The 12,652-nt window shown below is 52.3% G+C and carries 13 protein-coding genes; 11 read left to right on the top strand and 2 right to left on the bottom strand.

What is annotated here, in order from left to right:
- The first annotated feature begins 1 nt into the window (after position 1).
- The 6 genes from ruvB (at position 2) to yajC (ending at position 5,983) form a co-directional block, all read left to right on the top strand.
- Positions 2–1,000, top strand: a complete 999-nt coding sequence (gene ruvB / locus M2298_RS03500) for a Holliday junction branch migration DNA helicase RuvB (protein WP_122964209.1) — start codon at positions 2–4, stop codon at positions 998–1,000.
- On the top strand, positions 997–1,215 hold the full coding sequence (locus tag M2298_RS03505) for a DUF2905 domain-containing protein (RefSeq protein WP_063230201.1): 219 nt from the start codon (positions 997–999) through the stop codon (positions 1,213–1,215). The genes ruvB and M2298_RS03505 overlap by 4 nt, the downstream gene beginning before the upstream one ends.
- A gap of 183 nt (positions 1,216–1,398) precedes the next feature.
- Positions 1,399–3,327, top strand: a complete 1,929-nt coding sequence (locus tag M2298_RS03510) for a SpoIID/LytB domain-containing protein (protein WP_217022420.1) — start codon at positions 1,399–1,401, stop codon at positions 3,325–3,327.
- A gap of 43 nt (positions 3,328–3,370) precedes the next feature.
- A complete protein-coding gene (gene queA / locus M2298_RS03515) occupies positions 3,371–4,399 on the top strand; it encodes a tRNA preQ1(34) S-adenosylmethionine ribosyltransferase-isomerase QueA (protein WP_173597464.1) in 1,029 nt (342 codons plus the stop codon).
- A 117-nt stretch (positions 4,400–4,516) separates the two neighbouring features.
- Positions 4,517–5,647: a tRNA guanosine(34) transglycosylase Tgt gene (tgt, locus tag M2298_RS03520; protein ID WP_063230203.1), complete on the top strand. Its 1,131-nt coding sequence runs from the start codon at positions 4,517–4,519 to the stop codon at positions 5,645–5,647.
- A 15-nt stretch (positions 5,648–5,662) separates the two neighbouring features.
- The gene (yajC, locus tag M2298_RS03525) at positions 5,663–5,983 is read left to right on the top strand and encodes a preprotein translocase subunit YajC (protein ID WP_063230204.1); all 321 of its coding nucleotides are present in this window, start codon (positions 5,663–5,665) and stop codon (positions 5,981–5,983) included.
- Between the two features lie 60 nt (positions 5,984–6,043).
- Here the strand turns inward: yajC and M2298_RS03530 are convergent, their stop codons facing one another.
- A complete protein-coding gene (locus tag M2298_RS03530; RefSeq protein WP_122964207.1) occupies positions 6,044–6,445 on the bottom strand; it encodes a TIGR04086 family membrane protein in 402 nt (133 codons plus the stop codon).
- 133 nt (positions 6,446–6,578) lie between these two features.
- On the opposite strand from M2298_RS03530, the gene corA reads away from it, so the two are divergent.
- Positions 6,579–7,556, top strand: coding sequence for a magnesium/cobalt transporter CorA (gene corA / locus M2298_RS03535; protein ID WP_063230206.1), 978 nt, complete (start codon positions 6,579–6,581; stop codon positions 7,554–7,556).
- A 44-nt stretch (positions 7,557–7,600) separates the two neighbouring features.
- On the top strand, positions 7,601–8,338 hold the full coding sequence (locus M2298_RS03540; RefSeq protein ID WP_217365236.1) for a DUF421 domain-containing protein: 738 nt from the start codon (positions 7,601–7,603) through the stop codon (positions 8,336–8,338).
- Between the two features lie 3 nt (positions 8,339–8,341).
- On the opposite strand, the gene spoVB is transcribed toward M2298_RS03540, so the two are convergent.
- Positions 8,342–9,928, bottom strand: coding sequence for a stage V sporulation protein B (spoVB, locus tag M2298_RS03545; RefSeq protein WP_122964205.1), 1,587 nt, complete (start codon positions 9,926–9,928; stop codon positions 8,342–8,344).
- A gap of 87 nt (positions 9,929–10,015) precedes the next feature.
- Between spoVB and M2298_RS03550 the strand changes: the two genes are divergently transcribed.
- The 3 genes from M2298_RS03550 (at position 10,016) to secF (ending at position 12,573) form a co-directional block, all read left to right on the top strand.
- Entirely contained in the window at positions 10,016–10,252 is a 237-nt protein-coding gene (locus M2298_RS03550; protein WP_122964204.1) for a post-transcriptional regulator, read from the top strand.
- Positions 10,253–10,430: 178 nt separating this feature from the next.
- Complete coding sequence (secD, locus tag M2298_RS03555) at positions 10,431–11,669, top strand: protein translocase subunit SecD (protein WP_122964203.1); 1,239 nt, start codon at positions 10,431–10,433, stop codon at positions 11,667–11,669.
- Positions 11,659–12,573, top strand: coding sequence for a protein translocase subunit SecF (gene secF, locus M2298_RS03560; protein ID WP_122964202.1), 915 nt, complete (start codon positions 11,659–11,661; stop codon positions 12,571–12,573). Before secD ends, secF begins: the two co-directional genes overlap by 11 nt.
- The last annotated feature ends 79 nt before the right edge of the window (positions 12,574–12,652 follow it).

Below are 12,652 nucleotides of genomic sequence, written 5' to 3' on the forward strand. Positions count from 1 at the left end.
TTTGGATCAGCGAATTATTACGACGCACATGAACTGGGAAGAGGATGCTGCGGAACTAAGCCTCCGTCCCCGTTATTTGAATGAGTACATCGGACAGCAGCATGTGAAGGAAAACTTGAAAATTTTCATCGAAGCGGCGAAAATGCGCAAAGAGTCGCTGGACCACGTCTTGCTGTACGGGCCGCCCGGATTGGGAAAAACGACGCTTTCGCAAATTATCGCCAACGAGCTTGGCGTCAACATCCGCACGACATCCGGGCCAGCCATCGAGCGCCCTGGTGACCTGGCGGCGATTTTGACCAACTTGCAAGAGGGCGACGTGCTGTTTATCGACGAGATACACCGACTGAACCGGAGCGTCGAGGAAGTGCTGTACCCGGCCATGGAGGACTTTGCGCTCGACATCATCATCGGAAAAGGGCCAAGTGCGCGCAGCGTTCGCCTCGACTTGCCGCCGTTTACGCTGGTGGGAGCGACGACGAGAGCAGGGATGCTCTCCGCTCCGCTCCGCGATCGATTCGGCGTGGTCAACCGGCTGGAGTTTTATACGGTTCCCGAGCTGACGTTTATCGTGTCGCGGGCTGCTGACATTTTGCAAGTCATCATTCGTGAGGGCGGGGCAGAGGAGATTGCCAGACGCTCGCGTGGCACCCCGCGCGTGGCGAATCGTCTGTTGAAGCGCGTGCGCGATTTTGCTCAGGTCAAGGGCGAGGGCGTCATCACGACAGAGATTGCGCAAGAAGCGCTGGAGCGGCTGCAAGTAGATGCATGCGGACTGGATCATATCGACCACAAGCTGCTGCTTGCGATTATCGAGCGCTTTGACGGCGGTCCGGTCGGACTGGATACGATTGCCGCCACCATCGGGGAAGAGGCGCAAACGGTAGAAGACGTTTGCGAACCGTATTTGATGCAGATCGGCTTTATGCAGCGGACGCCGCGGGGACGTGTGCTCACCCCGAGTGCGTACCAGCATTTTGGGCGGGAGATGAAATCGTGAATCCAATAGCCAAGCTACTCGTCATCGGCGGGGCCGTCCTGATCGTCATCGGCTTGTTGTGGCAGGTGGGCGGACGCTTCTTGCCTTTGGGGCGCCTGCCGGGAGATATCGTCGTGGAAAAGGAAAACGTCAAGTTTTATTTTCCGATTGTGACGTGTATTGTGATTAGCGTCGTCCTGTCGCTTCTGATGTATGTCATCCGGCTTTTCAAGTGAGAGCGCTTCTCTTTTGCACATGTAGAACAAAGCTTACGCCATCGGAGCTGGGTGCCCGATGGCTTTTTGCGTGCAAGCGGATTGGTCCCATTTTGGGAAAAAGGGCAGGAAAATCTCCAGTGATTGTCGAAAAAGATGGGAGCGCATGCCAATTTTCGACGAAATCAGGAGAAAGGAAGGACGTTGGACGACATGAAAAAGAAGTGGATGGGGAAAGTCCTTTCGGCGGGTCTGATCACAGTGGCTCTCCTGGGAGGAACAGTACCGACTCAGGCGGCTGGCGACAACAATATCCGGGTAGCACTTTTTGTGGATATCGGAAAAGGATACAGGGGAGTAGTCCCTTCTGTTACACTTACGGCTGAAAAAGGGATGGAAGTGACGTTGACAGGCCCGGAAGGCAAAATAGAGCTGCCTGAATTAGATGGAGACGCTGTCCGCTACCGGGTGGACGAGTACCATCTGGTTGTAGCGCAGACTTCTGACTGGAATCAGGCGCAGCAAATCGCTCAACTCATGAGCCAGAAAAAATACGAAGGCTCGATTCAAGTGGTCAATCGGGGCGGACAAACGCTTTATCAAATCGTAAGCGGCACGTACGATACGTATCAGGCCGCAGCTGCACAGGTGGCGGCAGTAGCACAAGCGACAGGCCAGAAGCCGATCGTTCAAGGCCCTCTTCGCTTGGAAGCTGGTCAGTTCAAGAGCTTGAGCGAAGCGCAGAAGTGGCAAGAAGCTTTTGAGCAAAAAGGAATCGCGGCTTATCCCGTGCTTTTGTCCAACGGCGAGAAGGTCAAATACGCGGTATGGATCGGCGACGAAGTCAGTCAGGAAGCGCTCTCGTCCCTGGCGCGCAAAGCGAGCAATGCGCTGCCGAACTTTTCTTACTCGGCACCTTCGAGCCAATCTTACGTCGTGCTGAAGCAAGACGTATTCGGATCGCCGGACGAGCCGATCTGGAAGTACGTGTTCTCGCCGCAAGCCAAGCTGACAGTAGAGGCGAAAAAGGCGGACGGCGAATCATTGCTCGGGGTCGTGGAGCGCGATCAGCGAACATACCGGGGGGAGATGGAGCTGTCGGAATACAACGGTCATCTGACGGTTGTGAATGAACTGCCGATGGAACAATACTTGTACGGCGTTGTCGGTTCGGAAATGGCTCCGGGCTGGCCGCTCGAAGCGCTGAAAACACAGGCGGTGCTGTCGCGCACTCGCGCCTTGTGGCAAGGAAACAAATACGGGATTGCCAATGTCTCCGATACGGTGATGGAGCAAGCCTATTACGGATATGGAAAAGAGTCGGAAGACGTTCGCGAGGCGGTCGATGAGACAAAAGGAGAAGCCATTTATTACCAAGGTAACCTGGTCGAATCGTTGTTTTATTCCAATGCAGGCGGGATGACAGCGGACGGTACGGAAGTATGGGGCAATCCTGTTCCGTATTTGCGTTCGGTGGAAAGCGATGACGCGCTGCCTGTAGACGGTGTGAATGCGTGGTATCGCGTGCAGCTTGCAGATGGCTCGATCGGCTATGTCCGCGGCGACCTGATCAAAGAAAGCGGCACAGATGACACGGGAGCGAGGATGGCTGTCATTACGACAGAAAATACGAATCTGCGTCTGGGACCAAGCACATCTACCCGTGTTTTGTCTACTTTGCCGAACGGAGCAGAAGTGACGATTCTCTCCCAAGAGGCAGAAGAGAATGCCTACGCGTGGACGCGCGGGCCTTTTACCTCGGCTGAATTGACGGCGATGATCAATGCGAATCAGGACAAAAACAAGGCTCCCCGCATTCCCGGGAACGTCACCAGTCTGAAAGTGACGAAGCGAGGACCATCGGGACGTGTCATCGCGATGGAGGCAAACGGCATTCCGATCAAGGTAACGGCACCGGATGCTTTCCGTTCGATCTTTTCCCAGGGCGGTACGGCATTGCGCAGTACAAAATTTGACGTAGAGGTAGTCAAGGGTGGACAGTTCCTGTTCCGCGGAAACGGTTTCGGACATGGACTGGGTGTATCGCAATACGGCGCTCGTGCCATGGCACAGGGCGGGTATGACTATCAGCAGATTTTGCAACACTATTACCAGGATGTGACAATCGACTAGCAAGCTTTTGCCACATGAACTGTCATTAAAGGAGTAACGAGTCGTGGACGTGCAACAATTTGATTTTGATTTGCCGGAGCATCTGATTGCCCAGCATCCTTTGGAAGACCGGACATCATCGCGGCTGCTTGTTTTGGACAAACAGACGGGGGCGATTGCGCATCAGCGGTTTACCGATCTGATCGACCATTTGCAGCCCGGAGATGTACTGGTTATGAACGACAGCCGTGTGCTTCCGGCCAGACTGATCGGGGAAAAGGCCGAGACGGGAGCGAAAATCGAGATCCTGTTGTTGAAATCGCTGGGAGACGATCGCTGGGAAACGCTGGTGAAGCCTGGAAAGCGAATGAAGCCGGGAACCGAGGTCGTTTTCGGAAACGGTCTTTTGCGTTGCGTATGCGAGGAAGCGACGGAGACGGGCGGACGGATTGTTCGTTTTTTGTACGAGGGAATTTTTTACGAGATTCTCGATCAACTGGGATCAATGCCGCTGCCGCCGTACATCCATGCGCAGCTCGAAGACAGCGAGCGCTACCAGACCGTCTACGCGAGGGAACGGGGATCGGCGGCAGCTCCGACTGCTGGCCTGCACTTTACGAAGCCGTATCTGGAACAAATTGCGGCCAAAGGCGTACAGCTTGCTTACGTGACGCTGCATGTGGGGCTGGGAACGTTCCGGCCTGTGTCGGCTGATTCTGTCGAGGAGCACGTCATGCATGCCGAGTATTACGAGATTCCCGAAGAAACTGTGGAGCTGGTGAACAAGGCAAAAGCGGAAGGGAGAAGGGTCATCGCGGTCGGGACGACTTCGTGCCGGACGCTGGAGACGGTCGGCCGGGCCAACGAAGGCAAGCTGGTGGCTGCGTCCGGCTGGACGGACATTTTCATCTATCCGGGCTATACGTTCTCGATACTGGACGGACTTTTGACGAATTTCCACTTGCCCAAATCGACACTCGTCATGCTGGTCAGCGCGCTGGCAGGCAAAGAACATGTCATGAATGCGTACAAGACGGCAGTTCGTGAGGAATACCGCTTCTTCAGTTTCGGAGACGCCATGCTGATTGTCTAAAAAACGCCACATCCCACCCGCATAAGTGTATACTTATAAGCCGGGTGGGTTTACTTCACTCTCAAGTTTTCTTATAATAGGAAAGACTTACATACATAGCTTGAGGAGTGCGACAATTTGGCTGTACGTTACGAATTAATCAAAACATGCAAGCAAACAGGCGCCAGGCTCGGTAAGCTGCACACTCCGCATGGGACGATCGACACTCCTGTCTTTATGCCAGTCGGCACGCAGGCAACAGTCAAGACGATGAGTCCCGAAGAGTTGAAGGCGATCGGAGCGGGCATTATCCTCAGTAATACCTACCATCTGTTTCTCCGTCCAGGGCATGAAATTGTCCGGGAAGCTGGCGGACTGCACGGCTTCATGAACTGGGACCGTGCCATCCTGACCGATTCTGGCGGATTTCAAGTATTCAGCTTGAGCAACCTACGCAAGATTACGGAGGAAGGGGTTTCCTTCCGTTCACATCTTAACGGAGAAAAGCTGTTTATCGGCCCTGAGGAGGCCACACAGATCCAAAACGCGCTCGGAGCCGATATTTTTATGGCATTTGACGAGTGCGCCCCTTATCCTGCGGAGTACGATTACGTGAAAAAGTCGATGGAGCGCACAACCAGATGGGCAGAACGCTGCCTTAAGGCACATGCGCGGCCAAACGATCAGGCGCTTTTCGGAATCGTGCAAGGCGGGATGTTCAACGACCTGCGCGAGCAGAGCGCCAAAGATCTCATTTCCATGGATTTTCCAGGTTATGCGATTGGCGGTTTGAGCGTGGGAGAGCCGTTCCCTTTGATGTACGAAGTGCTGGAACATACGGTTCCGCTGCTTCCTGCAAACAAGCCTCGCTACCTCATGGGAGTAGGATCACCTGACGCTCTCATCGACGGAGCGATCCGCGGCATCGACATGTTTGACTGCGTACTGCCGACGCGGATTGCCCGCAACGGGACATGCATGACAAGCCAGGGAAGACTGGTGATCCGCAATGCGAAGTTCGCGCGAGATTTTACTCCGCTCGACCCGAATTGCGATTGCTACACCTGCAAGAATTACACCCGCGCTTACATCCGCCATCTCATCAAGGCGGAGGAGACCTTTGGCATTCGTTTGACCACCTACCACAATCTGCATTTCCTTGTGAAGCTGATGGAGCAGGTGCGCCAAGCGATTGCGGAAGACCGCTTGCAAGATTTCCGGGACCAGTTTTTCGCTCAATATGGATTGGGTGAAGATAGATCTTTTTAATCGAGGGGGATTTTCATGGAAGGCTTGACACAGTTTTTACCGATTATCATCATGTTTGCGATTTTCTACTTCTTGCTGATTCGCCCGCAACAAAAGAAAGCAAAACAACGCAACGCCATGCTGGCTGCTGTCAAAAAAGGCGACAAGATCGTAACAATCGGCGGCATGCACGGCACCATTCAAGAGCTGACTGACGATACAGTGACTCTGCGCATTGCCCACAACGTAAACGTTACATTCGATCGCGGTGCGATCAACAGCGTGACATCCGCAAGCAATGAGCCGGCGAAAAGCGAACCAGCTAAAGTCGAATTGGAAAAAGAAGAATCCAAATAAAGCAAAGAAAAAGCAGGTGGGGAAAATCCCGCCTGCTTTTTTCTTGGACGCATAAGCTTGTTAGCGTCTGGGCTTGAAATTTTTCGGCTTTTGGCTGGAGTTGGCGGAATTGACGCCGAGAATGCCGCCCAATGCTGCAACTCCGAACGCACCGAGCAAAAAGAGGAACGTACCCCATTGCATCGGGGCATCGAATCCCAGAAAGCCGATCAAAAGAATCAGGAGAAAATAAGAAAATCCGGTCAGCCCCCCGTAGTACCAGCCTTTGCCGCCACAGCGCTTTCCGGTGACGAAGCCGCCGACCAGAAGAGCAACCGCATTGATGATGTACGTAAAATAAGGCAAAGAGCCTTCGCGCATGCTGGTGAAGCTCAGAAGCAAGGTTGCGAGCAATGCCCCGAACAAAACAAGTCCTGTCGTGTACAATAGACCTGTCAGCACAGAGGTGGATGCACTCCGCACAATGTTTACCCCCTCACTGATCAACTGTTTGTACCATCTATATGAATGGCCTGGCCGCTCTATTCATCTTCGCGTTGAACATTAGGAGGAATTTTCGTATGATGGATGGGGAACGAGACGGGGGTGAGGAAGGTTGATCAAAACGTACTTTTATAACCACTCAGAGCAGAAGATGTTTCATGATGTTGATCTGGCGACAAAAGATCAATGGTTGAAATCTCCGGAGGATTTGCTCTGGATCGATCTGTATGATGTGGGGAACAATGAACTGCCCTATATTGCCAAGATCTTCGACTTTCACCCACTGGCAATTGAGGACTGCCTGCACGTCAGTCCACGTGCCAAGGTAGACAAGTACGATGATTACTATTTCTTCGTTTTTCACGCCCTGCGTTACAATGAAGAAAGCGATGACGAGATTACCACGGTAGAACTGAACGTTTTTCTCGGCCCTAATTACATCGTGACGATCCACAAATCCCCGATGAACACGATCGGGCGGATCGCAGCCATGTGTCACCGCAACAATTCCTATCTGAACCGGGGTCCCGACTATTTGCTGTATGCGATTGTCGACGGGATTACCGACGAGTATTTTCCGATTATCGATCGGATTAGTGTGCGGATTGACGAGCTGGAGGACGAGATTTACGAGCATCAGATGGAGGAAATTACGGAGGAGTTCCTGGCGCTCAAGCGGACGATTATTTTGATCAGGCGTGTCATCATGCCGCAAAAACGAATCTTCGCCAATGTGAATGGCCGCTTCTCTTTCGATATTTCCGAGGAAAACGTTCCGTTCTACAGCGACTTGACCGACCACCTGGAGCGGATCTCCGACTCGACAGAGACTTTCCGCGACCTGGTGAACGGTGCGCTCGATACGTATTACACGATCATCAGCGCCAAGACGACCGAGACGATGCGTGTACTCACGATCATCTCCACCATCATCCTGCCGCTTACGTTTATCACCGGGCTTTTCGGGATGAACACATTCGCCTGGCTGGGTGAGGAGGCTGAGCCTTACATGCTGATCGTAGCGCTTGTGATCATGCTGGCGATGACCTTCTTCATGCTGCACATTTTCCGCAAACGAAAGTGGTTGTAATTGGAGCTAATAGTTGCAAGCTCCCTGCCGAACAATAATATCAAATGTTCGATAGGGGGCGGCGGGAAGTGGAAGATATTTCAACTGTCATGTTGCGCACCCTTTTCTCGTATTTTTTCCTCCTGATCTTGCTCCGCATCATGGGCAAGCGAGAACTGGGAAAGCTGTCCGTTTTTGATGTGGTGATTTCCATTATGCTGGCTGAAATGGCGGCTCTGGCGATTGAGGATGTAGAAAAGCCCGGGTTGCGCTTTTATTTGCCGATGCTGTTGATTGCCGTTCTGGAAATCGCCATGGCGTATCTCTCGTTAAAGAGCAAGAAATTTCGCGATGTGGTCGACGGTTCAGCCGATATGATCATTGAAAACGGGCAAATCCGAGAACAGGCGATGCGCCGCAATCAGTTGAACATGGATGACCTGATGGTACATCTGCGGCAAAAAAACGTGAAAAATATTGCGGATGTCGAGTTCGCCCTGCTGGAGCCTACCGGGCAGATGAGCGTCTTTTTGAAGCCGGAAAAAGAGCATCTCACCCGTGGGGATATCGAACTGGCTAAAGAAGAACATATCGGGCCGGTTTCATACAAAGGCTTGCCCATTCCGTTGATTCTGGACGGCAAAGTCAGGCAGGAAGCTTTGCAAAAGATCGGGCAAAATCAACTGTGGCTCAAGCGGGAAATTCGCAAATACGGGATCAAGGACATCCGGGAAGTTTCCTTTTGCAGCATTGACGAGCGAGGAATTATGTACCTGGATAAAAAAGACAAGCCGCTACACTAGGTGTTAGCGGCGAGGGAAGAAGATGGCGAGCTGCTCTCCGATCCAGGGAATCCGGCGGACGTCCTGTTTGCCCAGGACGCGCATGGCGACCAGAAGGAGCAAATACAGCAAGCTGCTGATGGACGCGCTGGCGAGAAGCAGCTTGGCCGTCGAGGAATGCAAGAACAGGTGATCCGCCATGTATGAGCCGAGGTAACCCATGGCCAGCATGGCGATCCCAATTTTTCCGAACTCCCATACATCGACGGTAAATCCGATTTTTTTGATCAGGCTGGCAAAGTGCAAAAGGGTGCCCAATGTGATGCCAATATTGGTCGCAATGACGGCGCCGTGAATGCCGAAGGTCGGTTGGGCTGTAAAGACGAACATGGCGGCTGTTTTGATTACAGCGCTGATCAGCGTATTTCGGAAAACGACCTGGGCGTAGTCAAGACCTTGCAAGGCCGCTGCGAGCGGGGCCTGGAAAAAGAGGAACACGGAAAACGGAGCCAGCTCCTTGAGCAAGACGCCGACCTCTCGATATTCGCTGCCGTAGAGCAGTGTACATAACGGCTCCGCAAAAATAGTAAGCAGGACAGTACATGGTGCTCCGATTACGAGTGTGATGCGCATCGCTTGATAGATGCGCCGATGCACGAGAGGAGCATTTTTTTGATAGGCGGCCTCTGCTACGGCAGGAACGAGTGAAACGGACAAGGAATAGGTTAAAAAAGTGGGAAAAAGCAGCAGAGGTACGGCCATACCGGCAAACTGTCCGTACAATCCCGTTGCCGTGGCAGTCGTATACCCCGCGATCACGAGCGCAAGCGGTACGAGCATCGGTTCCAGGACGTAGGCGATCGAACCGATGATGCGGCTCAACGTGACGGGCAGAGCGACGTGAATCAGTTGGGAGATGTTTGTCTTGCTGGCAGAGACAGCTTGCAGAAACGGTCTTTCCAGAAGTTGCGCAGCAGCTTTTTTGCTTCCTTTGCGATATTGCCAGAGAATGTAGAGGAGTCCGGCGGCTTCCCCGAAAATAATGCTGGCGACTGCACCGGCTGTGGCATACTCGATCCCTGCGGACAAAAACGACATGGTCATGACGACGACCAGCGCCATGCGGGCCACTTGCTCCAGCAGCTGGGAGATGGCGGTGGGAATCATGTTTTGCTTTCCCTGGAAGTATCCGCGCAGCACGAGTGAAATACTGGAGATCGGAATGACCGGGATGGCGGCGAGCATGACGATATGGGCGCGAGGGTCCGCGAATAGAGCGCCCGCAATCCAGTGGGAAAACAGCAGGAGCAGCGTGCAAACCAGCAAGCTGATGCCGCCAGCGACTGCGAGGGCGAGCAGCAAGTAGCGGCGGGTCATGCGCGGATTGTTAGCTGCCTCGGTTTCCGCCACTTGCTTGGCGATGGCGACAGGCAGACCGAATGTCGTCACCGTGATCAGAAAGTACAACAGGGGCACGACCATTTGATACAGCCCCATTCCTTCCGCTCCGATGATGCGTGAAAGCACGATCCTGTGAGCAAAGCCAAACACTTTGGTGATGCCGCCAGCAATGATGAGGATAACCGTTCCGTAAAAGAATGACTGTCTCATGGAAGGCTCCTTTGCAAGGAAAAATTCACTCAGTAAAGAATATGGACGTGCCGCTGTCGGCATGACTACTTTGAGGGGGAAACGGGGATGGACCAAGCGCAAAAACAGGAATGGTATGGGCAAGTAGCAAGTCTTTGCCAGAGCAAGGCCGAGGAATTTGCCTTGTTGGGCTACGAAAACGTGGATGCCAAGGACATATGGGAATGCGTCACGAACGGGTACAAGGAATTTCCCCCGATGCACCGTCTCGTCAACGATATTTTGTCTCTGAAACCGAACAAGTACATGAACTATCTCATGATTCAAATGTATAAAAATTCTTAGTGAAACTTCCAGCCTCCCTATTCGTATAAGTAGCATGCTCATTATAGATAAGGGGTTGGTTACCATGGTTCGCTCTTCCAGCAATAATTGACACGTTTTTTCATACTTCGCTATAATGGGCATATTGGTTTCTCGCTTAGGGGCGGGACCCTGTTTATGAAAGAGGGGTATTACAACGATGATAAAATGGGGAAGATTTCTCCTGTTCCTGGTTGTTGTAGGGCTTTTGGCGACACTTGTGTCAACTACGACCAAACAGGTGGCAGGAAACATCACTCTCGGTCTTGACCTGCAAGGCGGGTTTGAGATTTTGTATGAGGTAGAGCCTCTTGAGGCTGGGCACAAGGTTGATATCGAGCTGTTGAAATCAACTGCACACATGATTGAGAAACGGATTAACATCGGCGGCGTGGCAGAGCCTGTCATTTCTACCGAGCTGCCAAACCGGATTCGCGTGCAAATCGCTTCGCAATCCGCTGATCAGGACAAGCTGCGTGAACTGATCGGAAAACCTGCTGTACTGACGTTCCGCGACGAGTCGGGCAAGGTCATCCTGCAAGGTAGCGACTTGGCGCCAAACGGGGCAGCGGTCGGCTACGATGACCTGAAACGCCCTCTCGTAACCGTGAAATTCTCGGATGCAAAAAAATTGGAGGATGTAACTCGCGCCAACCTGCATAAGCGCATGGCGATTTTCCTGGACGAAAACCTCCAAACCAATCCTACGATCCAATCCGTGATCTCGGGCGGCAGCGCTCAAATCACAGGAGACTATACCCAAGAATCGGCTCAGGAACTGGCTGACTTGCTGAACTCCGGTGCGATGCCAGCGAAGCTGATTGAGAAGCAGGTAACATCTGTGGGAGCGTCTCTGGGTGCCCTGGCATTGGAGAAGACGCTTTATGCCGGCTATATCGGCGCTGCGCTGATTTTCGTGTTCATGCTGCTCGTCTATCGCATGCCGGGCATGATTGCGAATATTACATTGGCTGGATTTACTTACTTTTGTATGGTCGTTCTCGACTGGATGGACGCAACGCTGACTCTCCCAGGTATCGCCGGTTTCATTTTGGCGGTAGGGATGGCTGTCGATGCGAACATCATTACGTATGAGCGTATCCAAGAAGAAATTCGCTCGGGCAAAACGATTTTGTCAGCGTTCCGCTCCGGCGAACGCCGTTCTTTGATCACCATTATTGATGCGCACGTGACGACGCTGATCGCGACAGGCGTATTGTTCTACTTCGGAACAAGCTCCGTTCAAGGTTTTGCTGTCGTACTGGCTATGACAATCATCGTAAGTATTATCACCAACGTGTTCGGGTCTCGTTTCCTCCTTTGGCTGGTGGTCCGTGCCAACATGTTTAAAAAGCCGTTCTGGTTCGGAGTAAAGGAGAGTGAGATCGGTGAGCTTTGATCGCGAGCATACCGTAGTGCGGTTTGATATCGTTAAAAATCGCCGGAAGTTCTTCATTTTCTCTTCCGCGATTATCATCATCGGTTTTTTGTTTATGATGTTCCAAGGGCTGCACCTTGGGGTTGACTTCAAGGCAGGTACGCGCCTGGACATTTACGTAGGAAAAGAGTTCAAGCCGGAAGACGTCGAAGCCGTTCTCAAACAGGAGATTCCGAATGTCGCTTTCTCCAAGGTAACGCCGTACGGGCAAAATCAAGCCTACACACGCTTTGATCAAACCATTTCTTCGGATACCTTGATGAAGACAGAAGAAGCGCTGAAGAAAAAGTTCGGCGATCAGGTCACAAAACAAGTATCGTCCGTTGATCCGAGCATTGCTCAGGAGATGGTGAAAAAGGCAGCCATCGCGGTAGGGATCGCTTCCCTCGGGATCGTCATTTACATCGCGATTCGCTTCCAGGTGCTGTTCGGGATTGCCTGCGTCGTGGGACTTTTGCATGACGTGATTATCCCGATCGCGCTGTTCTCCGTGTTTGATCTGGAAGTAGACATTACTTTCATCGCAGCGCTTTTGACCATTCTCGGTTACTCGATCAACGATAAAATCGTTATTTTTGACCGTATCCGCGAAAACTTGCGTACCATGAAGTCCAAGACGATTCCGGATCTGGAGCATCTGGTGAACGTTTCGCTTTGGCAGACGATGCGCCGTTCCGTATACACAGTAGCTACCGTATTTTTTACCGCTTTGGCTATTGCGGTACTCGGAAGCGAGAGCATTCGCAACTTCTCGCTGGCCCTGTTGTTCGGTCTGGTGAGCGGTACGTACTCCTCCATCTTTATTGCTGCTCAAGTTTGGGTAAACTTGAAGGAGCGGAATATGAGAAAGAAGAAAGAAGCATAAGCGGTTCGCTTTTCGCTTCGTCAAAGAGCTTTCGCTATGTAGACCGCAGGGGTTATTCCCTGCGGTTTTCTACTCTTGA

The sequence above is a fragment of the Brevibacillus sp. 1238 genome (genome assembly GCF_029892995.1).
In the GTDB taxonomy this organism is placed as follows: domain Bacteria; phylum Bacillota; class Bacilli; order Brevibacillales; family Brevibacillaceae; genus Brevibacillus; species Brevibacillus parabrevis.